Genomic DNA, 21086 nt, shown 5'->3' with positions numbered 1-21086 from the left:
TCACTCACCCTGGGATGGAGGAGGCGCGCGGATGCTTGTCGGCGCAGGGTTCGAGGTGCGGAGCGGACGGAGCCCCAGCGCGACGGAGGCGCATGGCAGGGCAGAGGCGCTGGGCGGACGGAGGCGCGGGCGGGGCGGAGGCGCGGGACGGTGCGGGCGAGGGGCGGGGCGGACGGACGCGTGGGACGAGACGTGGGGCGGGCGGACGCGTGGCGCGGGACGGAGGTGTGGGGCGGTGCGGGCGGAGACCCGGGGCGGACGGAAGCGTGGGGCGGAGGCGCGGGGCGGGCGGAGGTGCGGGGCGGGGTGGGGCGGGGGGTGGTGGTGGGTGTTGGTGGGTTAGAGGCGGGGGCGGCGGCCGGAGCGGCGGGGTGGGGGTGGGGAGTCGGCGCGGAGGGCCTTGCGGCGGTCGTCGCCCTCGGCCTCCAGGTGCTCGACGATGGCACGCAGCGAATGCGCCAGACTCTTGCTCTCGCCAGGTGACAGCGGTGTCGCCACGAAGGCCTCCTCGGCGTTGAACGCCGGGAAGAGGTCGCACATCAGGTCCGACCCCTCGGCGGTCAGGCGGAGCAGGACGAGCCGGCCGTCGGTGGCGTGCTGACGGCGCTCCAGGAGGCCGCGTCCTTCCAGGGTGCGGACGACGCCGGTGAGCGTGCCCTTGGAGATGCCCGCCTCCTCGGCGACGTGCCGGGTCTCCATCTCGTCCCAGATCCACACCACCCACAGGACGACGAACGCGGTCCAGGTGAGGTCGGCCTGGCGCAGCACCGAGCCCTCGACGTGCTGCCGGATGGCCGTCGCGGCGCGGTAGATGTTCGAGACCGCCATCATCGCGTCGTGCCGGATGGGCACGTCGCCGAGCCGTCGCTGGATCGCCTGCTCGGTCTCGCCGAGGGTGTGGTGCCCGGTCACGCGCTCTCCATCCGTCTCGGAAGCCGTCCCGCCGCCCAGCGTTCCGCCGTGGCTCAAGCAGAACCTACCCTTGTCGGCGCTCGTTTGAATCCGTACGATCGGGCGACCCGGACGTCGTGCGGGGCCGAACGACCTCCTTCGGCCCGCGTGCCGTGTCCAGAGGTCCCGCCGCGCCGGGCGTCCTGTCGCGCCCAGCCTGGAGCCGCTGATGGCGATCTCAGACGTCGCATCCCCCCTGTCCGCTCCCGCCGACCGCCCCGGACGCCGCATCGGCGTTCCCGGCATCGTGTTCTTCGTCGTCGCCGCGTCCGCGCCCCTGACCGTCGCGGCGGGCGGCATGCCCACCTCGTTCGCGGTCTCGCGGACGCTCGGCATCCCCGCGCTGTACGTCGTCCTCGGCGTCCTGCTCATCGTGTTCACCGGCGGGTACGCCGCCATGAGCCGCTCGATCGCCAACGCCGGCGCGTTCTACGCCTACGTCACGCACGGCCTCGGACGCGTCGCCGGAGTCGCGACCGCGTTCATCGCGCTGCTCTCCTACAACACGATGCAGGTCGGCCTGTACGGGATCTTCGGGTTCACGACGGCCGACCTGCTGAAGAGCAGGCTCGGCTGGGACCTGCCCTGGTGGACGGTCGCGCTCGCCGGCGTCGCGGTCGTCGCCGTCCTCGGGTTCCGGCGCATCGACCTGAACGCGCGGGTCCTCGGCGTCCTGCTCGCGGTCGAGTTCCTGACCGTCCTGGTGTTCGACCTCGCCCAGTTCGCGGACGCGCCGGACGGCGTGACCGCGCAGCCCCTCGGCTGGGACGCCGTCCAGACCGGCGCGACCGGCGCGGCCATGGTCGCCGCGATGGCGAGCTTCATGGGCTTCGAGGCCGCCGCGCTCTACAGCGAGGAGTGCCGCGACCCACGCCGGACGGTCGCCCGCGCGACCTACATCGCCGTCGCGGTCATCGCGCTCTTCTACGCGTTCACCGCGTGGGCGATCACGATCGGCGCCGGGCCGCGGCACATCGTCGAGCGGTCCGGCAAGGAGGGGCCGGGCATGATCTGGAGCCTCGCCGCCGAGCACCTGAACAGGTCCTTCTCCGACCTCGCGCAGCTCTTCCTGGTCACGAGCCTGTTCGCGGCGCTGCTGTCGTTCCACAACGCGGTCGCGCGCTACTTCTACTCGCTCGGACGGGACGGCGTGCTCCCCTCCCCGCTCGCCCGGACGCACCCGAAGCACAGCTCCCCGCACGTGGGATCGGCCGCCCAGACCGTCCTCGCGATCGCCGTGGTCGTGGTCTTCGCGGCGTCCGGCAAGGACCCGGTGCTGACGCTGTTCAACTGGTTCACCAACCTCGGCGCGCTCGGCGTGATGCTCCTGCTGGCGCTCACCTCGGCCGCCGTCGTCGCGTACTTCCTGAAGGACGCGCGCGGCGAGAACCTCTGGAACCGCCTCATCGCGCCCGTCCTGGCCGCGCTCGGCCTGGCCGCCCTGTTCGTCGTCTGCCTGCGGAACTTCGACGCCCTGCTCGGCGCGGACAAGAACTCCCCGCTGGTCTGGATCCTCCCCGGCACCATCTTCGCCGTCGCCGCGGCGGGAGTCGCGTTCGCACTCGTCCTCCGAACCGTCCGCCCGACCTCCTACGAACGCATAGGCCGAGGCTGACCCAAATTGCGAAGCGGCGCGCCGGTGCCCTACCGACCCGCCGCCCGCACCAAACCAACCCCCACCGTCCTGCCAAGCCCCGCGAGTCAGCAATCCTCGCGAGGCTGGCAGGCCCGCTGGTCGGCAAGCTCCGCGGATGGGCAAGCCTCGCGGCGCTGGCGAGCCCCGCGGGTCGGAAAGCGCAGGGGTGGGGGTCAGGTTAGTTTGCGGCCGCCGTTCCAGACGACGCCGACCTGGCGGTAGTAGGCGCCGATGATCTCGTCGACGTGGAGCGCGGCGAGTTCCTCGGTGGGGGAGTCGAAGAGGCGGAGGTCGGCGTCGCCGCGCCAGGCCGGGCCGGCTTCGAAGGAGGACGCGCCGGACTCGATGAGCTCGTCCAGGGCGGGCGCGCCGCCGGTCTCGATGCTCGGCAGGTAGCGGTGGTGGGCCATCGGGTGGCCGTTCACGAAGCCGTTGGTCTCGGACGGCTCGCGCAGCGTGACGACGGCCTCGGCGAGGCGGCGGTCGGCGGCGGCGAGGGTCGCGCCGAAGCGTCCGCCCTCGGCGATGCGCGGCGCGGCGGCGCCGAAGGGGTGCGGACGGGTCTGGTGGATCGAGCCGAGCTTCTTCGGGTAGCCCTGGTGCAGGCCGCGCGCGATGGCGAAGTCCTTGTCGACCCAGATGTAGACGCAGCGCGAGTACGTCCGGCCTTCGAAGGAGCATCGGACGACGGCGAAGCACTCCTTGTACTGCGACCGGACGGGGTCGAGCAGTTCCTCGCCGGAGGACGAGCAGGACTGCCAGTCCGCCCAGATCAGCGCGACGGCGCCCGGGTCCTCGTCCGCGAGGGAGAGCGGCGCGGGGAGCAGTTCGGCCACGCGGGCCGGGTCCGTCCGGTACTCGACGGTGAGCAGGTCGCCGGAGTAGTGCCACGGCGGGCTCGGGATCAGCGACGAACGGCCCGTCGCGGTTCGGGGGTGCAGGAAGCCTCGCACGTCCATGCTGCTCCTTCGAGGTGCTCGTTTGGGCCCGTACGATATCGGCGCGAGCCGGAGGTCGGCCAGAGGTGCCACGAAACTGGACGAAAGGGGGCTTGTCAGCGCTTACTTCCGACCATATGGTTTGGGGTCAAATGACCCCCCGGTGAGGGAGTTCGACGGTGAGCAACCCACTCGACGGTGCCCGCGCCCGCGGGGCCGGGCACCAGCACGCAGGACGCGGCGGCGAGCCCGTCGAGCAGGTCGTCGAGCGGCTGGCCGCGGCCGGGATCGACGTCGTCCGCGTCGCCTACCCGGACCTCATCGGGACCGAGCGCGCCCGGGACGTCCTGGTCGAGCGGCTGCCCGCGGTGATGGAGCACGGCCTGGCGTTCTGCCGCGCCGTCTACCACACCACGCCGCAGGGGGACGTGGTGCCGCTGCCCGAGGGACTCGGCGCCGGCCTGCCGGACATCCGGGTCGTCCCGGACCTGGCGACGCTCGCCCCGCTCCCGTGGGAGCCGGGCGTCGCGCACTGCCTCGGCGACGCCTTCGAGCCGCACGTCACCGACCCCTGCCCCGAAGGCCCCCGCGAGGTGCTCCGGCGCGTCGTCGCGGCGCTCGGCGAGACCGGGCTGACCGCCGTCGCCGGCCCCGAGCTGGAGTACTTCCTCTGCGAGCCCGACCCGCAGAGCCCCACCGGATGGCGCCGCTACGGCGACGCCCCCGGCAACGTCTACGTCGCCGGACGCAAGGGCGACCCCGACGGCCACCTGCTGTCCACGCTGCGCCACCTGAAGGACTACGGGATCGGCGCGACGATGGGCAACCACGAGTTCTGCGGCGGCCAGTTCGAGATCAACCTCGACCACTCCGAGGCCGTGGACGCCGCCGACCGCGCGTTCCGCTTCAAGGCCGCCGTCAAGGAGATCGCCCGCACCGGCGGGCGGCTCGCGACGTTCATGGCGAAGCCGTTCAACGACGAGGGCGGCTCCGGCTTCCACGTCCACCTCTCGCTCTGCGACCAGACCGGCCACAATGTGCTGGCCGGTGAGCAAGACGAGCATGGCCTCTCGGCCACGGCCCGGCACGCCGTCGCGGGCGTCCTCGCGCACGCGCCCGCGCTCGCCGCGCTGTTCAACCCGACGATCAACTCCTACAAGCGGTTCGGGCCCGACACGCTCGCGCCGTGGCTGATCGACTGGGGCCTGGACAACCGCAGCGCGATGGTCCGCATCCCGCCGGAGCGCGGCGCCGGGACCCGCCTGGAGGTCCGGCTCGGCGACGCGACCGCCAACCCCTACCTCGGCATCGCGGGCCTGGTCGCCGCCGCGCACCTCGGCATCCGCGACAAGCTCGAATGCCCGGCGCCGCTGGAGGGTTACGGCTACGACGCCGAGCGCTCGCCCCTGCTGCCGGCCGACCTCCCGTCCGCGCTGGACGCGCTGGACGCCGACACCGACCTGACCACCGTGCTCGGCGAGCCGTTCGTCCGGGCCTTCCTGACCTACAAGCGCGACGAGGTGGAGCGGTTCCAGCGGTACGTCACCGACTGGGAGTTCCGCGAGTACGCCTACCACCTCTGAGAAGGAGACCCGGCTTTGAGCACCGCGACGTCCCTGGACCTCGCCGACCCGGACCTGTTCCTGGACGGCGCGACCCCCTACCGGATCTTCGCCGAGCTGCGCCGCACCGACCCCGTCCACTGGACGCCCGAGCACGACGGCGGCAGCGGTTTCTGGTCGGTCACCAAGCACGCCGACATCGTCACCGTGGACCGCGACGCCGAGACCTTCACCTCCACCAAGTTCGTGAACCTGGAGGAGGTGGACGAGCGGCAGGCGGGCATCCGGCGCTCGCTGCTGGAGACCGACGGGCCGCGGCACCACGCGCTCCGGCGCGTCCTGCAGCGGCAGTTCACCCCGCGCGCCGTCGCCGGGTACGAGGCGTTCCTGCGCGGCCTCACCGCGCGGACCCTCGACCGCGCGCTCGCGAAGGGCACCTTCGACTTCGTCAAGGAGGTCGCCGCCGACTTCCCGATCAACGTGCTCGCCCGCATGATGGACGTCCCGGAGGGCGACACCACCCGGCTGATCGACTGGGGCAACCGGATCATCGCCAACCAGGACCCCGAGTACGCCGACGTCGTCATCCACAGCGAGGAGTCGGAGAAGTACAAGGACCTGCCGTTCCGCTCGCCCGCCGCGCTGGAGGTCTTCGAGTACGGCCGCGAGCTGGCCCGGCAGCGCCGCGGCGGCGACGGCGACGACCTGGTGTCGAAGCTGGTCAACGAGACCCCGCTGGACGGCGAGCCGCTGTCGGCGCACGACTTCGACAACTATTTCCTGCTGCTGGTCGTCGCCGGCAACGAGACGACCCGGCACGCCATCACGCACACCATGCGCGCGCTCATCGACCACCCCGAGCAGGCCGACCGGCTCCGCGCCGACCTGTCGCTGATGCCGACGGCCGTCGAGGAGTTCCTGCGCTGGGCGTCCCCGGTGTACCACTTCCGCCGGACGGCCACCCGCGACGTCCAGCTGCGGGACCGGACGATCCGCGAGGGCGACAAGGTCGTGCTGTGGTTCGCGTCCGGCAACCGCGACGAGGACGTCTTCGAGAACCCCGACGTCTTCGACGTCACCCGCACGCCGAACGACCACGTCACCTTCGGCAAGGGCAGCCCGCACTTCTGCCTCGGCAACGCGCTGGCCCGCCTGGAGCTGCGCGTCATGTTCGAGGAGCTGCTGCCGCGCCTCGCCGACATCCGCCTCGCGGGCGACGTCCGGCGCGTCCGGTCGAACTTCGTGAACGGCATCAAGGAAATGCCGGTCACCGTGACCCTCGCCTAGCGCAGGACCGACCTGGCCGACCGGGCGAATCCACACCGCCCGGTCGGCCCACTCGGCGAGTCACGCCACTCGACTGGCCGGTTCGGCGAACTCACACCGCCCGGTCGGCCCACTCGGCGAGTCACGCCACTCGATTCGCCGACTCGGCGAGTTCACGCCGTCCGCTTGGCCCGCTGGGCGAATTCATGACGCGCGGTTGGCCCGGCGGGCGATGGTCACGGTGAGGACGGCGGCGGCCGAGATCACGACGGCGAACCACACCATGGACGTGTTGAGCCCGAACCGCTGCTGGGCGGTGCTGAACGCGATCGACGGCAGGCCCATCCCGACGTAGCCGACCGCGAAGAACACCGCGAGGACGCCCGCCCGCGACTCCGGACGCGCCGCCCCGCCCGCCGCGCCGAGCGCCGCCTTGAACAGCATCCCGGCGCCCGCCCCGGTGACCGTCGCCGCGACCAGGAACAGCGCGAGCGACGGGTGGTACAGCGACAGGACGGTCAGCGCCAGCCCGGCCGGAAAGAACACGACGCCGAGCCCGGACAGCCGTCCGGCGGACCAGTTCCCGGCCGCGAGCTGCACCGCCGCGCTCGCCGCGAACAGCGCGAACCCGGGCAGACCGGCCACGAACACCGACGACTCGCCGAGCGCCGTCTTCAGCATCATCGCGCTCAGCGACGAGAAGAACCCCAGCACCGCGAACGCGACCGCGCCCGTCCCGGCGGCCCCGGCGAACACCGCGCCCGCCCCCGGCCGCAGCCCGAACTTCCGCGGCGCGCCCTCGGCCGAACCGCGCTCGACGGTCTCCGGCGCGTCCAGCAGCAGGACGGCCGCGAGGCCCGTCATCGCCACCGCGAACACCACGAACGTCGTGGTCAGCGGCGCCGGCGCCCACGCGGCCAGGACGCCGGCGACCAGCGGCCCGAGCGCGAGCCCGCCCAGATTCGACGCCGCCGCGGCGACCCCCGGGACCTTCGATCCCGGACGGTCCGGATGAGCCCGCCGGTACAGGTCCGAAAGGTAGGCCGTCGCGGTCGAGGCCATCAGTCCCGTCCCGATCCCGTTCAGCACCCGCGCGACGATGATCCCCGCAAGCCCGTGCCAGAAGACCAGCAGCAGCGCCGCGGCCGACGCGACGAGCAGCGCCGGGATGATCACGACCCGCCGCCCGTGCCGGTCCGACAGGTGCCCGAGCAGCAGGAACCCGGTGGCCGTCCCGACGACGATCGCCGCGAACGCCACCGTCACCATCGTCGGCCCGAACGCGTCGCGCGCCGCGAACAGCGGCCACAGCGGGGTCGGCGCCGTCCCGAACGCCATCACGACCGCGAACGCCACGGCCGCGACCCAGAATCCGCGCGCGTGGGCGGCCCCCTCGCGCACGTCCTCGGGCGAGGTCCTGACCTGTGACATCACGGGCATATCAGCTCCAATCGGCAACGATGAATCCAGACAACCAAGCCGCCGACCGCATTCCCACCCCCTCCAGCACAGAAAATAGAGATCCGTTCCATCTCCACCAGAGATACTGGTGCCATGGAACTCCGCCACCTGCGGCACTTCGTCGCCCTCGCCGAAGAGCGGAACTTCACCCGCGCCGCCGAGCGCGAGCTGATCGTCCAGTCCGGGCTGTCGTCGTCCGTCCGCGCCCTCGAACGCGAGGTCGGCGCGGACCTCTTCGTGCGCGGCAGCCGCCCCGTCCGCCTGACCGCCGAGGGCCGCGCCCTCCTCCCGGCCGCCCGCCGCACCCTCGAATCCGCCGAAGCCGCGCGCCAGGCCGTCCAGGACGTCCGCGGCCTGCTCTCCGGCCACCTGCGCATCGGCACGTACCCGATCAACCCGCGGCTACTCCCGCTGCCCGCCCTGCTGCTCGCCTTCGCCCGCGCCCACCCGGCGCTGGACGTCTCCGTCCGCCAGATCCCCGGCCTGAGCACCGCCGCGAAGGTCGCCGACGGCGAGCTCGACTGCGCCCTCTTCGACCAGGTCGGCCCGCCCGCCCCCGGCCTCCGCGCCATCCCGCTGATCTCCGAGGAGTTCCAGGTCGCCGTCCCGTCCGCCCACCCCCTGGCCGGACGCCGCGCCCTCACCCTCCAGGACCTCGCGGACCAGCCCTTCGTCGAAACCGACCCGACCTGGACGACCCGCTACCGCACCGACGCCGCCTTCGCCGAAGCGGCCGTCCCCCGCCGCATCGTCTGCGAGGTCGCCGACTGGCAGCTCCTCCGAGACCTCGTCCAAGCCGGCCTCGGCATAGCCCTCGCCCCACCCACCCAACTGACCGCCCGAGCCGACGACCCCGAAAACGGCATCCGCCTAATCCCCCTGAAAACCCCCAAACTAAGCCGCCACCTGGCCCTCGTCCTCCCCACAACCCCAACCCCAGCCGCCACCCACTTCGCCCAATCCCTGACCACCCACCTCACCGAAACCCCGACCTGACCACCGCCAAACGCGAAACGGCGCGAGAAGAGGACCAAAATCCCCAACCCGCGCCGCGTGCGACCCCGTATCAGCCGAACATCTCGTCGACCTGCCCAACAAGCGCAACCTTGGCCACCCAGGCCGCAAGCTGATCGAAGTCCTTACAGCTCTCGATCTGCTCGGCAGCCTGGGGCGACACCGAGAGATCCCGGGACCGCAGACCTGCCAACACCGCCCTGGCCTGTCCCTCGGCCCACCCTTCAACCCATGCCTCGGCCCACCGGCGCCGTTTCCAGGCGCTCTGCGACTCGCGTGCGACCGCGGTCGTCAACGCGACCAGGGCTTGTCGGGCCGTCTCCGCGGCGCGCGCGTTGAACTCCTGGACGAATGCGTCCGTCGCGATCCTGCTGGCCAGCTCAATGAGTTCCCGAGGGGCCTCGGGAACGGTTGCGTGATCTTCTCTCGGGGGCATGGCGCAGACGGTAGTCGTGTTCGAATCATCACAGAGTGTGATTGCAGAAAGTGCGACCTCGAAAGTATGTTCGTGCGGATGTTTCGCCAGGCCTTCTGGTCAGGCGTTGGCGAGGCGACGGTGGAACTCTGCGGACGGGAGGGACGGGTTGGTGGCTGCTGCTTCTGCCACTTCGGGATCCGGGTCGTCCAGCAGGGCGGTGATCGTGGCGGGTGGCAGGGCCGGGTGGGCGGCAGCGCGGCGTCGGGCCCTGGGGTCGGCGAGGCATGCGAGGAGAGCGGGAGCCGTCGCGTTCGGGTGGACGGCCATGCGGAGCAGGGCTTTGCGGGGGAGGGGCGTCAGGGTGGTGATGGCTTCGAGGACGGCTGGCGTTGCGTTCGGGTTTGCGGCTACGTGGGCGGCGAGCTTGGGGCCGTGGCGGTAGAGGATGGCTCGGAGTTGGGATTCGGGCAGGTCGGGGTGAGGGGCGATTGCCTTTATGACCTTGGCGTCCGGGGCGTTCGCCAGGGTGTCGCGGAGGGCGGGTGGGAGGTCGCGGCGGGCGGCGACCAGCATGCGGACGGCCGGGTTCGGCGCGGCGGCCATGGTTGCGACCTCGGCGTCCGTTGCGGTCGCGACGCGGGGGAGGAGCGTGAGGCCGATCTTGGCGGTCGTCGCGAGGTCGCTCAGGAGGTCGAGCGGGACGCGGGGGTTGGTTGCCACGGCTCGGCGGAGGGCCGGGTCGGTGGACGCGGCGAAGGTCCGCATGAGGGCGGTGCTGATCGCCGGGTTCGCTGCCAAATCCTCCAGGACGCCCGGCTCGGGGCTTGTGGCCAGTCGGGCGGCCGCGTCCGGTGTCAGGTCGGGGCGGGAGGCGACGGCGCAGCGGAGCAGCATCGACCGGGCGTTCGCGAAGGGCATGGCGGCGGACGTCGGGGTGGACGGGTTTTCCAGGGCGCGCAGGTGCATCGTGTGGACGGTCGACTGGTGCGTGCCGTCGCATGCGGCGCCGGCGGGCAGGTCGCAGTCCGTGCGCGGGCAGTACGGATCGTGGACGAAGGGGATCTGCTCGCGTTCGCAGACGATGCAAAGGCTCGCCGGGGGTCCGGCCCCGGTCAAGAGGGCTGCGAGGACGTTTGGGGGTGTTGCCGTGTTGGCGGCTACGCCGCAGCGGACTTCGGCGTGGGGGTGTCGGGCTAGGCGGGCGGCGATAGGGGCCGGTGCCCAGATGGCGAACTCCGCGACGACCTCGGGGTTCTCGTCGTTGGCCAAGGTCTCTTGGACGTCGGGTGGGAGGTTCGGGCATTCGGCGAGCTGGACGCGGCGGGCGGGGGAGGCCGCCAGGGTTCTGGCCCATTCGGGACGTCCGCGGCCGTGGTGGAGGAGGGCCAGCGCTGCGTCCGGGTGCGCGGAGGCGTCGATGTCGAGGGTGTGGCGCTCGGCGAGGTGCCAGGCGCAGGTTTCGTCGACCGCGATCAGGGCGCGGGCCTGGGTGGGGGTGAGGTCGTCCCGTTTGGACAGTTCGTTTGCGATGTCCGGGTCGGCGGTGCTGATCAGGCGGTCGACCAGCGCGGGTGGCAGTGCCGGGTTGGCCGCCAGGCCGAGCAGAACGGGATGCATTGGCCCATTCTGCTCGGCGGCCGCGTTCTCAGAGGGGGAGGCCGGTGAGGACCATGATCTTCTCTTCGGTGTAGTCGGTCATGGCGGAGTGGAGGCCCTCGCGGCCCACGCCGGAGTCCTTGACGCCGCCGTAGGGCATCTGGTCGGCGCGGTAGGACGGGACGTCGCCGATGATGACGCCGCCGACGGCGAGCTCGCGGTGGGCGCGGAACGCGGTGTCCAGGTTGCGGGTGAAGACGCCGGCCTGGAGGCCGAACTTGGAGTCGTTGACCTTGGCGAACGCCTCGTCCACGCCCGAGGTCTTCTGGACGATCAGGACGGGCCCGAAGACCTCCTCGCGCAGCACCTTCGCGTCGTGCGGGACGTCGGCGAGGATGGTCGGGGCGTAGGTCGAGCCCTCGCGGGTGCCGCCCGCCAGGACCTTCGCGCCGGACGCGACGGCCTCGTTCACCCAGGACTCGACGCGCTCGGCGGCGTCCTGGCTGACGAGCGGGCCGACCTGGGTCTTGTCGTCCCACGGGTCGCCGGTGACCAGGCCGTTGACGGTGTCGACGAGCTTCGGCAGGAACTCGTCGTAGACGGCCTCGTCCACGTAGACGCGCTGGACGGCGATGCAGGACTGCCCGGCCTGGTAGTTGGAGAACAGGCCGATGCGCTGCGCGGCCCAGTCGAGGTCGGCGTCGGGGAGGACGACGGCCGCGCCGTTGCCGCCGAGCTCCAGCGTGACGTGCTTGCGCGGCACGCGGTCGCTGATCGACCAGCCGACCGGGACGGAGCCGGTGAACGACACGACCGGCAGGCGCGGGTCGTCCACCAGGTCGGACGCGCGGTCGTTCGGGACGGTCAGCACCGAGAACATCCCGGCGGGCAGGTCCGTCTCGGCGAGCAGTTCGCCGAGGATCAGCGCGGAGAGGGGCGTCGCCGGGGCGGGCTTGACGACGATCGGCGCGCCCGCGGCGATCGCCGGGGCGACCTTGTGCGCGGTCAGGTTCAGCGGGAAGTTGAACGGCGAGATGCCGAGCACCGGGCCCTTCGGGACGCGGTCGACGTAGACCAGCCGGCCCGCGCCGCCGGGCTCGGTGTCCAGGCGCTGGGTGGTCGGGGACCAGCGGCGCGCCTCCTCGGCGGCGAACCGGAACACCGACACCGCGCGCTTGACCTCCACGCGGGACCACATCAGCGGCTTGCCGTTCTCGGCGGTGATCAGCTTGGCGATCTCCTCCAGCCGCTCGTCGAGCCGGCGGGAGACGTGCATGAGCGCGTCGGCGCGCACGTGGACGGGCAGGGCGGCGGCCTCGGCGCGGACGGCGTGGGCCGCCGCGACGGCCTCCTCGACCTGCTCGGGGGTGGGCACGGCCACGACGCCGACCTCGCGGCCGTCGTAGGGGTGCGTCACGGCGAGGGTTTCGGTACCGGTCTCGGGGCGCCCGGCGAGCCAGAAAGGAGTCACGTCCATACCCCGACGTTATCTCTGCCTATCCCGGCCCGGACGCTCCGGTCCGGCCAATCGGAGGGGCGTCGTTGGCCGTCACGGCGAGTGCCACCCACAGCTCCGCCCGGACGCCCGGATCGTCGAGGTCGCGGCCCAGCAGATCGCCGATGCGGCGGACGCGGTGCCGCAGCGTGTGCCGGTGGACGTCCAGGTCGCGGGCGGCCTCTTCGAGCCGTCCGCCGGCGGCCAGGAAGGCGCGCAGCGACGCCTCCAGGGACGGCTCGTCGCGCAGCGGCGCGAGCAGCGTGTCCGCGAAGCCCCGCGCCAGCTCCGGATCGAGGACGCCGAGGAGCCCCTGACCAGGGAGTTCCCCGTACGCGAGGGCCGAACCGGTTCGCCGGGATGCGCTCAGGGCGGTTTCGGCCTGGGAGAGCGCGGTGCCGAGGTCGGCGGCGGACGCGGCGGGCTCGCTCACGCCGACCGGACCGTCCGCCAGGGCCGCCACCCGCCGCGCGTCGGCCGCGGGCGCGATCACCACGACATGCCCGGGACGTGCGAGCGCCAGGCAGCGGTCACCGAGCGGGTCGGCCTCCAGCGCGTCCGCCACGGACGCGTTCGCGCAGGCCAGCACGGACGCCGGGAAGCGCGGGACGGCCCGCTCCGGCGACGGCAGGTCCAGCAGCGCCGCCGCGAGCGCCGCCCGCAGGCCGCGCCCCGAGCGCGGCGTCTCCGACCGCAGCGTCAGCAGCGCCGCGGCGGCCCCGACGATCGTGTGCGCCACATGCGGCAGCGGCTCGGACGTCCCGATGGCGAGGAACCCGCGCGGCCGGTCACCGGGCCCGATCCCCTGGACGACGACATGCGCGTCCCCGTCCACCAGCGACAGGCTCCCCGCCACCCCCGAGCCCGATTTGGGCGGGCGTAGGCGGTTCAGGTCAGGCGCCAGAGCCGGGGCGCGGGCGGCGGCGGACGAGGGTTCGGCGTGCTGGACGGTCCCGGCGGCGTCCAGGAGGAGGGCCCAGCCGCCGAGTTCGCGGGCGAGGCGGGCGATCACGGCGGACGGGCCGTCCAGGGCGGCGCGGGACAGGGCGCGCTGGGCCTGGAAGGCGCGCGTGACGTCCTCGTACCACTCGGCGGCGAGCATCCGGGAGACGGCCTTGCCAACGGCGATGAACGGCGTTGCGCGCGGGACCTCCAGCAGCGGCAGGCCGTGCCGCTGCGCCGCGAGGATCAGCGCCGCCGGGACGGTCTCGTGGACGACGCCGACGCCGAACCCCAGCCCCGCGACACCCCGCTCGACCAGGCGCGACAGGTACTCCCCGGCGCTGGCGTCGGTCAGCCGCATGCCCGTGGTGAGCAGCAGCTCGCCGCCTTCGAGGTAGGCGGTCGGATCTTCGAGTTCGCTGACCGCGACCCAGGAGACCGGGACGTCCGGCGGGACCGGGGTCAGCGGGAGCAGGCCGAGCCGGGGGAGCCCGGCGACGGCGGCGAGGCGGGGCGGCACGCGCGGATCCTTCCATGAGGGCGAACGCGACGGTGCTGGTTCGCCGTCACGGCGAGTTCAGCCTAGGCCCGCGCCGGTCTAGCGTCAGCCGTATGACCAGCGAACCCGCCCAGGAACGGCGCATCGTCACGGAGATCCCCGGCCCCCGGTCCCGGGAGTTGCAGGAGCGCCGGAAGGCGGCCGTCCCGCCCGGAGTGGGCAGCGTGCTGCCGGTGTACGTGACGGACGCGGGCGGCGGCGTGGTCGTGGACGCCGACGGCAACTCGCTGATCGACTTCGGCTCGGGCATCGCCGTCACCAACGTCGGCAACGCCAACCCGCGCGTGGTCGAGCGGGTGAAGGCGCAGGTCGAGCGGTTCACCCACACCTGCTTCATGGTCGCGCCGTACGAGTCGTACGTCGCGGTGTGCGAGGCGCTGAACGCGCTCACACCGGGCGACCACGCGAAGCGGTCGATCCTGGTGAACAGCGGCGCGGAGGCGGTGGAGAACGCCGTCAAGATCGCCCGGTACGCGACCGGGCGGCAGGCCGTCGTGGTGTTCGACCACGGCTACCACGGCCGGACGCTGCTCACGATGACCCTCACCGCGAAGAACATGCCGTACAAGCACGGCTTCGGCCCGTACGCGCCCGAGGTCTACCGGATGCCGCTGGCCTACCCGTTCCGCTGGCCGTCCGGGCCGGAGGACTGCGGGCCCGAGGCGGCGGCGCTCGCCATCGACCAGATCACCAAGCAGATCGGCCCGGAGAACGTCGCGGCCGTCGTGGTCGAGCCGATCGCGGGCGAGGGCGGCTTCATCGAGCCCGCGCCGGGCTTCCTGCCGCGCATCGCCGAGTTCGCGAAGGAGCACGGCATCCTGTTCGTCGCGGACGAGGTCCAGACCGGCTTCGCCCGCACCGGCGACCTGTTCGCCTGCGAGCACGAGGGCATCGTCCCGGACCTGATCACCACGGCGAAGGGCATCGCGGGCGGCCTCCCGCTCGCCGCCGTCACCGGACGCGCCGAGATCATGGACAAGGTGCACGGCGGCGGCCTCGGCGGCACCTACGGCGGCAACCCGCTCGCCTGCGAGGCCGCCCTCGCCGTCCTGGAGGAGATCGAGGCGCAGGGCCTGGTCGAGCGCGCCCGCCGCATCGGCGAGACGATGCTCCCGAGGCTGCGCGACCTCGCCGCCGAGCACGACGCCATCGGGGACGTCCGGGGCCGCGGCGCGATGATCGCGATCGAGCTGGTCAAGCCGGGCACCAAGGACCCGGACCCGCAGACCACCGCGGAGATCGCGCGCCGCTGCCACGCCGCCGGCCTGCTCGTCCTCACGGCCGGAACGTACGGCAACGTCCTCCGCTTCCTCCCGCCCCTGGTCATCCCCGACCACCTCCTATCCGAAGGCCTCGACATCCTTGAGGACGCCTTCGCAACGGCCTGAGAACACGAGGATGCCCGGAGCGCGCGAACGCTCCGGGCATTGTCGTTGGCGGGTCAGTGGAGGTTGAGGCCGATTACGACGGGGTCGTGGTCGGACGAGCGGTACGCGTCCGGGTGGTAGAGGAAGGGCGGGTTGTACTTCATGGAGTAGCCCTCGGCGAGCGGCTCGTCGGCGTTGATGTGCCAGATGGCCGCGCCGGTGACGCGCTTGGAGAGGGCCTTGTTCGCCAGCACGTGGTCCAGCTCGCCGGACTGGCCGTCGAAGACGTAGCTGTAGCGCTGCGCGGGCTTGATGAACCGCTCGGTCTGGCCGATGAGGCCGCCGCCGGTCAGCGCCTTGATCGGGTCCTCGGCGGTGTAGGAGTTGAGGTCGCCGAGCACCAGCGGGTTGGTCTCGTGCGCGGCCAGCTCGGCGATCGCCTTGGCCTGGGAGACGCGGCGCGGGTTGAAGCAGCCCTGGCCGTCGCCCTGGTCCTTGTCCGCGCCGGTCGCGCCGGTGCAGCCCTTGGACTTGAAGTGGTTGGCGATGAGGGTGAACGTCGCGCCCTTGCCGTTCGCGCGGGCGAAGGTCTGCACGAGCGGCGGGCGCTCGAACACCGGCGCGTCGGACGAGCGCGGCGTGCCGACCGGGCGGACCCTGGCCGGCTTGTAGATCGCCGCGACGTGGATCTGGTCGGTGCCCGGGTTCGGGTGCTTGATCCACGCGTAGGTGCCCGCACCGACCTCGCTGTTGAGCTTGTCGACGAGGGTCTGGATCGCGGAGGTCGCGCCCGCGGAGTCGTTGTTCTCGATCTCCATCAGGCCCGCGACGTCCGGGTTGAGGCCCTTGATCGCGGCGACGAGCTTGGCGAGCTGCCGGTCGCGCTCCTCGGCGCTGGTCGCGCCGCGCATGTTCAGCGTGGTGAACCAGTTCTCGGTGTTGAAGCTCGCGACGCGGACGTCCCCGCCGACGCGCGACGGGCGCGGCTGGCGCGGGTTGGTGCGCGCGAACTTGGGCAGCTTGGCCGGCTCCAGCCGGTAGCTGCCGAAGCCCTGCGACAGGATCGCGGTCAGGTTCGTCGTCGAGTCGCCGACGCGCAGCACGTGCGGCTTGGTGTACGGCGGCACCGGCGGGTTCTGGACGTTGGAACCGTCGTCCAGCAGGATGCGGTGCGCGTCGTTCCAGGCCTGCGTCTTGCCGCGTCCCTCGGTCGGGTTGAACAGGCGTCCGGCGGACGAGAGCGACACCTCGCCGTAGCGGCCGAGGTTGTAGACCTCGGTGGCGGTGAGGCGCTGCTTGAAGCGGACGGCCATGCCCTCGTACCGCTCCAGCGTCACGCCCTGGGGGAGCGGGAGCCGGACGTCCACGGGCTTGACGGTCCCGGTGCCGCAGACGTCGACGGCGGACGCGGGCGACAGCTCGGTCAGCCCGCTGTACTCGGTCACCTTGCCGGTGACCAGGACGCGGTCACCCGGCTTCACGTCCTTGGTGGAGTAGACGAACAGGCCCTCGGAGGTCGCCGGGTCGGCGTCGGGCTTGGGGTCCTGGACGAAGAACCCCTTGAGCTGGTCGGCACGGCGGAAGTCGCCGGTGACGACCCCCTCGACCCGGACGGTCTGCCCGGCGAGGGGAGAGGCGTCCGCCGAGCCCTGGACCTGGGAGATCCGGTGGTCGGCGGGCGTCTCGCAGGCGGTCGCGGGGGTCTCGGCGCGGGCGGTGCCGGTGTACCCGGCGAAGCCCGCGGCGGCGACGGCCGCGGCCGCGAGTGCTGCTGCTTTCTGGCGCATGGCGGGAGCGTAGGGCGACCGGCCTGTCGTAAACAGAACCACCGGTGAAGACTCCACCAATTTGTAATGGGATGGGGTGAATAGGGCGATCTTTCGGGGCGCCCGGCACGGAAACGGGGCGGCGGTGCGGAGCGATATGCGTGAGACGCCCCCGACGAGCCAGATCTGCGTGAGACGCCCCCCGACGAGACAGATTTGCGTGAGACGCCCCCCGACGAGACATCAGCGAGGAACATCCGTGCAGGACGCCCCGGTCGGCGGCGACTACGCGCGCACCCGCGACATCGTCGCGGTCGCCCTGGTCATCGTGCTCATGTCGGCGGCGCTGGTGACGCTGCTCGTCCAGGCGTGGCCGCCGGGCGTCCCGGCCGGGACGCGGACGCCGCCCGCGCACACGCTGAACTGGTTCGGATGGCGGACGCACGTGTCCCGCGACAAGGCGATGTTCCTCGTCGTGCTGGCGGCGGGCGCGCTCGGCTCGTGCGTGCACGTGTCCCGCTCGCTGTACTGGTACGTCGGGAACCGGTCGCTGCGCCGCAGCTGGCTGATGATGTACCTGGCGCTGCCGTTCGTCGGCGCGCTGCTCGGCCTGATCGTCTACCTCGTGCTGCGCGGCGGCCTCGTGACGGGCGCGGGCGGCGACGACATCAACCCGTACACGGTCGCCGCGCTCTCCGCGCTGGTCGGGCTGTTCTCGCGGGAGACGTCCGAGAAGCTCCGCGCGGTGTTCGCCACCCTGCTCGCACCCGCCCAGCAGGGCCGCGACCAGGCGATGGGCCCGCAGGTCCGGGACGTGGACCCGGTCGAGGCCGCGCCCGGCGAGTCCGTCCGGATCACCGGGGTCGGGCTGTCCGCCGCGACGGCCGTCCGGTTCGGTACGGCCGAGGCGCCGGTCAGGTCCGTCACCGACACCTCGCTCACCACGACCGTCCCGGCGGACGCCGCGTCCGGACGGCTCGTCGTCCGCACACCGGGCGGATCCGCCACCAGCCCGGACACCTTCACCGTGCGAGAGTGAGCGGTGAACCGACCAGCCGTTGACGTTGACGACAGGACCGGCACCGAGGGCGCTGCGGGTACAGCGGGCATTGATCGCATGATGATCGGCATTCGAGAGGGTAACCGGGGTGACCTCGACACGACTGCGCTTCACGCTGCTCGGACCGCCGGCGGTCCGCCGCGGCGACGTCCGGCTCGGCACCGGGTCGCCGCAGCAGGGCGCGCTGCTCGCGGCGCTGCTGCTGCGCGGCGGCCGCCCGGCCGGCATCGACGACCTGGTGGCCGCGCTCTGGGACGGCCCGCCGCCCGCCCGCGCGGTCGGCATGATCCGCACCTACGTGTCGCGGCTGCGGCTCGTCCTGGAGGACGACCGGGCCCGTCCCGCGCTCCTGGTCTCGGTCGGGCCGGGGTACGCCCTGCGCGTCCCGCCCGAGGACGTCGACTCGGTGGAGTTCGAGCGGCTCGTCCGGGACGCCCGCGATGCCGCCGAGGCCAGTGACCACGCCCGGGCGCGCCGCCTCCTCCTGGACGCCGACACGCTCTGGGGCGGCGAACCCCTCGCCGGCCTGCCCGGACCGTCCGCCGCCGCGCACCGCGAGCGCCTCTGCCTGCTCCGCCTGGACGCGCTGGAGGCCCGCTTCGCCGCCGACCTCGCCCTCGGCCACCACGCCCAGGCCGCCGTCGAGCTGGCCGCGCTGACTGCCGCGCACCCGCTCCGCGAGCGCCTCCACGAACTCCGCATGCTGGCCCTCTACCGCAGCGGGCGCCGCGCCGAAGCCCTGGAGGCGTACACCACGGCACGCCGCTCCCTCGCGGCCGAGCTGGACGCCCGCCCCGGCCAACCCCTCCAAGACCTGCACCAACGCATCCTCCGAGCCACCCCGGACGAGCCCGAGGAAACACCTCACGCGGTGTCCGTGAGCGAAACGACGCTTCGTCGCGAAGAGGTGTCCCCGGACGTGCCGATGTACGCGTTGCCGCGCGCGGTTCCGGATTTCGTGGGGCGGGCGCGGGAACTGGCGTGCCTGCGGACGACGCTCACCGAGCCCGATCGCGGCGGACGGCGCGGCCGGGCGCCGGTGATCGTGACGCTGGCCGGGGGAGCGGGCGTCGGGAAGACGGCGCTCGCGCTGCAGGTCGCGCACGACGTGGCCGAATCCTTCCCGGACGGCGTCCTCTACGCAGATCTGGGCGGGGGTGGGGAGGATGCGGTCGACCCGTACCGCGTGCTCGCCGGGTTCCTGCGCCGGCTCGGCGTCCCGGACGCGCACCAACCGGACGACCCGGCCTCAGCCGCCGCGCTCTTCCGCTCGTGCCTGGCCGACCGGAAGGTGCTGGTCGTCCTGGACAACGCGGGCGACACCACGCGCCTGCGCCCGCTGCTGCCGGGAGGCGCGGGATGCGCGGTGCTGATCGCCGGACGGGCCCGTCCCGCCGCGCTGCCGGTGGACCGCCACCTCGACCTCGGCACGCTCGATCGCGGCGACGCGCTCGCCCTGTTCGCGGGGATCGCCGGTACGGCGCGGACGGCCGCCGAGCGCTCGGCGGCCGAGGAGCTGCTGCGGCTGTGCGACCGGCTGCCGCTCGCGGTGCGGATCGTCGCGTCCCGGCTCGCGGAGCATCCGAACTGGACGGTCGAGTCGCTCCTCGCCCGGATCGCGGACGGGCGGCGGCGGCTCGCGGAGCTGCGGCTCGGCGGGACGGCCGTCGAGTCCACGTTCCGGGTGGCCTATGACCGGCTCGACGCCGGCCAGGCGCGGGCGTTCCGGCTGCTCGCGCTCTCCGACGCGCCCGTGATCTCGGCGGGGACGGCCGCCGCGCTGCTCGGCACGGACGAGGAGGAGGCCGAGGAACTCGCCGACTCGCTGGTCGAGCTGGGCATGCTCGCCTCGCCCGCGCCGCGCCGGTACCGCTTCCACAACCTGTCCCTGCTGTTCGCGCGCGAGCTGGGCGAGCGGCTTGGCCCGGACGAGCGGCGCGCCGCGTACGCCCGGCTGCTGGACTACCACCTGGCGGCGCAGCGCGAGGCGCTCGTCCTGCTCGGGGAGAGCCACGCGCTCGCGGCCCGGACCGGACCGCCCCGGTTCCCCTCCGCGAACGCCGCGAGCCAGTGGACGACCGATCACCTGTCGGAGCTGCTGGCGCTGGTCACCCGGCACGCCGCCGATCCCGTCCCGCCCCTGGACGGCGTCGCGGAGCTGACGCTCGCCCTCGCGCAGCAGCTCGACGACGGGCCGCGCTGGATGGAGCTGGTCGTCGCCGCGCGCGCCCTCCTGGACGCCGGGGTGGCGCGCGGCAACCGGCGCGCGGAGATGGCCGGGTCGTTCGTCCTCGGCTACCACCTGATCCACTGCGTGAAGCAGCCCGGCGGTCAGCAGCTCGTCGGACGCGCCGTCGAACTGTGCCGCGAGCTCGGCGACGAGTCCGCGCTGGCCGAGGCGCTGAGCGTCCTCGCGCTGGACGCCTTCTACCGGCGTGACCACGCGGTCAGCCTGGCGCGCTGCAAGGAGGTGCTCGCGATCGACATCCGGATGGGGAACGTCCGGGGCCAGGCGACGCGGATGGCGAACATCGCGCAGCTGCACCTCGCGGCGGGCGACCGGACGGCCGCGCTCGCCGCCGGGTACCAGGGCCTCGCGCTCGCCCGCCGCGCGGACGCCCCGGTCGCCGTCGCCTACGCGCTCTACCTGGTCGGCCAGGTCCTCGGCGCGCTGGACCGGCACGTCGACGCGCTGGCCGCCTTCGACGAGGCGCTCACCGTCTGCTGGACGCACTCGCTCCCGCTGCGCGAGGCGCAGGTGCTCATGCGGATGGCCGAGGCGCGCCTCGCCCTCGGCCAGTTCAGGGACGCCGCCGACACCGCGACGCAGTCCCTCGCCGTCGCGCGCGTCATCGGCGGGGACTGGCAGCAGGCGCGCACCCGGGTCGTCCTGGGCCGCGCCTGGGCCGCGCTCGGCCAGACGTCCCGCGCCCACCGCGAATGGCGCGCCGCGCTCGCCATGTTCACCGACCTGGGCGTTCCCGAGGCGGACGACGTCCGCGCCCTGCTCGCGTCCAGCGACCAGGCCCCGACGAGCAGCACGTGCGCCCGCTGA

Annotated in this window: 15 protein-coding genes; 7 read left to right on the top strand and 8 right to left on the bottom strand. The window is 73.0% G+C overall.

Annotated elements, in window-relative coordinates; translation table 11 throughout:
- Nucleotides 1–339: 339 nt before the first annotated feature.
- On the bottom strand, nucleotides 340–912 hold the full coding sequence (locus tag FHU30_RS35665; protein ID WP_253881956.1) for a MarR family winged helix-turn-helix transcriptional regulator: 573 nt from the start codon (nucleotides 910–912) through the stop codon (nucleotides 340–342).
- 208 nt (nucleotides 913–1120) lie between these two features.
- Between FHU30_RS35665 and FHU30_RS35660 the strand changes: the two genes are divergently transcribed.
- On the top strand, nucleotides 1121–2566 hold the full coding sequence (locus FHU30_RS35660; protein WP_253881955.1) for an APC family permease: 1446 nt from the start codon (nucleotides 1121–1123) through the stop codon (nucleotides 2564–2566).
- A gap of 194 nt (nucleotides 2567–2760) precedes the next feature.
- On the opposite strand, the gene FHU30_RS35655 is transcribed toward FHU30_RS35660, so the two are convergent.
- Nucleotides 2761–3546 carry an acetoacetate decarboxylase family protein gene (locus tag FHU30_RS35655; RefSeq protein ID WP_253881954.1) on the bottom strand — a complete coding sequence of 262 codons (786 nt, stop codon included), beginning with the start codon at nucleotides 3544–3546 and terminating at the stop codon, nucleotides 2761–2763.
- Nucleotides 3547–3704: 158 nt separating this feature from the next.
- On the opposite strand from FHU30_RS35655, the gene FHU30_RS35650 reads away from it, so the two are divergent.
- Both FHU30_RS35650 and FHU30_RS35645 read left to right on the top strand, forming a co-directional pair.
- Nucleotides 3705–5108, top strand: coding sequence for a glutamine synthetase family protein (locus FHU30_RS35650; protein ID WP_253881953.1), 1404 nt, complete (start codon nucleotides 3705–3707; stop codon nucleotides 5106–5108).
- Between the two features lie 15 nt (nucleotides 5109–5123).
- Complete coding sequence (locus tag FHU30_RS35645; protein ID WP_253881952.1) at nucleotides 5124–6374, top strand: cytochrome P450; 1251 nt, start codon at nucleotides 5124–5126, stop codon at nucleotides 6372–6374.
- A 183-nt stretch (nucleotides 6375–6557) separates the two neighbouring features.
- Here FHU30_RS35645 and FHU30_RS35640 read toward each other — a convergent pair whose 3' ends face one another.
- On the bottom strand, nucleotides 6558–7793 hold the full coding sequence (locus FHU30_RS35640; RefSeq protein ID WP_253881951.1) for an MFS transporter: 1236 nt from the start codon (nucleotides 7791–7793) through the stop codon (nucleotides 6558–6560).
- Between the two features lie 114 nt (nucleotides 7794–7907).
- On the opposite strand from FHU30_RS35640, the gene FHU30_RS35635 reads away from it, so the two are divergent.
- On the top strand, nucleotides 7908–8810 hold the full coding sequence (locus FHU30_RS35635) for a LysR family transcriptional regulator (protein ID WP_253881950.1): 903 nt from the start codon (nucleotides 7908–7910) through the stop codon (nucleotides 8808–8810).
- 70 nt (nucleotides 8811–8880) lie between these two features.
- Here the strand turns inward: FHU30_RS35635 and FHU30_RS35630 are convergent, their stop codons facing one another.
- The 4 genes from FHU30_RS35630 to FHU30_RS35615 all read right to left on the bottom strand — a co-directional run bounded on the left by FHU30_RS35630 (nucleotide 8881) and on the right by FHU30_RS35615 (nucleotide 13799).
- Nucleotides 8881–9264, bottom strand: coding sequence for a hypothetical protein (locus FHU30_RS35630; RefSeq protein WP_253881949.1), 384 nt, complete (start codon nucleotides 9262–9264; stop codon nucleotides 8881–8883).
- A 99-nt stretch (nucleotides 9265–9363) separates the two neighbouring features.
- Nucleotides 9364–10863: a DUF2336 domain-containing protein gene (locus FHU30_RS35625; RefSeq protein ID WP_253881948.1), complete on the bottom strand. Its 1500-nt coding sequence runs from the start codon at nucleotides 10861–10863 to the stop codon at nucleotides 9364–9366.
- 28 nt (nucleotides 10864–10891) lie between these two features.
- Nucleotides 10892–12319 (bottom strand): aldehyde dehydrogenase family protein, encoded by a 1428-nt coding sequence (locus tag FHU30_RS35620; protein WP_253881947.1) that lies wholly within the window; start codon nucleotides 12317–12319, stop codon nucleotides 10892–10894.
- 19 nt (nucleotides 12320–12338) lie between these two features.
- Nucleotides 12339–13799: a PucR family transcriptional regulator gene (locus FHU30_RS35615; protein WP_253881946.1), complete on the bottom strand. Its 1461-nt coding sequence runs from the start codon at nucleotides 13797–13799 to the stop codon at nucleotides 12339–12341.
- 92 nt (nucleotides 13800–13891) lie between these two features.
- On the opposite strand from FHU30_RS35615, the gene gabT reads away from it, so the two are divergent.
- Nucleotides 13892–15226, top strand: a complete 1335-nt coding sequence (gabT, locus tag FHU30_RS35610) for a 4-aminobutyrate--2-oxoglutarate transaminase (RefSeq protein WP_253881945.1) — start codon at nucleotides 13892–13894, stop codon at nucleotides 15224–15226.
- A 53-nt stretch (nucleotides 15227–15279) separates the two neighbouring features.
- On the opposite strand, the gene FHU30_RS35605 is transcribed toward gabT, so the two are convergent.
- Nucleotides 15280–16992: an ExeM/NucH family extracellular endonuclease gene (locus FHU30_RS35605; RefSeq protein WP_253881944.1), complete on the bottom strand. Its 1713-nt coding sequence runs from the start codon at nucleotides 16990–16992 to the stop codon at nucleotides 15280–15282.
- A gap of 238 nt (nucleotides 16993–17230) precedes the next feature.
- Here FHU30_RS35605 and FHU30_RS35600 point away from each other — a divergent pair, with 238 nt between their 5' ends.
- Nucleotides 17231–18010, top strand: coding sequence for an IPT/TIG domain-containing protein (locus FHU30_RS35600; protein ID WP_253881943.1), 780 nt, complete (start codon nucleotides 17231–17233; stop codon nucleotides 18008–18010).
- A 109-nt stretch (nucleotides 18011–18119) separates the two neighbouring features.
- Nucleotides 18120–21086 carry an AfsR/SARP family transcriptional regulator gene (locus FHU30_RS35595; protein WP_253881942.1) on the top strand — a complete coding sequence of 989 codons (2967 nt, stop codon included), beginning with the start codon at nucleotides 18120–18122 and terminating at the stop codon, nucleotides 21084–21086.

Origin of the sequence: Actinomadura rupiterrae, assembly GCF_024172125.1 — a bacterium.
Taxonomy (GTDB): Bacteria; Actinomycetota; Actinomycetes; order Streptosporangiales; family Streptosporangiaceae; genus Spirillospora; species Spirillospora rupiterrae.
This window is presented reverse-complemented; position numbering and strand designations above follow the sequence as displayed.

Bases quoted from the DNA above. Each gene is read 5' to 3' on its own strand.
- FHU30_RS35655 (WP_253881954.1), bottom strand. From the start codon at position 3,546: ATGGACGTGCGAGGCTTCCTGCACCCCCGAACCGCGACGGGCCGTTCG.
- FHU30_RS35630 (WP_253881949.1), bottom strand. From the start codon at position 9,264: ATGCCCCCGAGAGAAGATCACGCAACCGTTCCCGAGGCCCCTCGGGAA.
- FHU30_RS35640 (WP_253881951.1), bottom strand. From the start codon at position 7,793: ATGCCCGTGATGTCACAGGTCAGGACCTCGCCCGAGGACGTGCGCGAG.
- FHU30_RS35635 (WP_253881950.1), top strand. From the start codon at position 7,908: ATGGAACTCCGCCACCTGCGGCACTTCGTCGCCCTCGCCGAAGAGCGG.
- FHU30_RS35620 (WP_253881947.1), bottom strand. From the start codon at position 12,319: ATGGACGTGACTCCTTTCTGGCTCGCCGGGCGCCCCGAGACCGGTACC.
- gabT (WP_253881945.1), top strand. From the start codon at position 13,892: ATGACCAGCGAACCCGCCCAGGAACGGCGCATCGTCACGGAGATCCCC.
- FHU30_RS35660 (WP_253881955.1), top strand. From the start codon at position 1,121: ATGGCGATCTCAGACGTCGCATCCCCCCTGTCCGCTCCCGCCGACCGC.
- FHU30_RS35625 (WP_253881948.1), bottom strand. From the start codon at position 10,863: ATGCATCCCGTTCTGCTCGGCCTGGCGGCCAACCCGGCACTGCCACCC.
- FHU30_RS35605 (WP_253881944.1), bottom strand. From the start codon at position 16,992: ATGCGCCAGAAAGCAGCAGCACTCGCGGCCGCGGCCGTCGCCGCCGCG.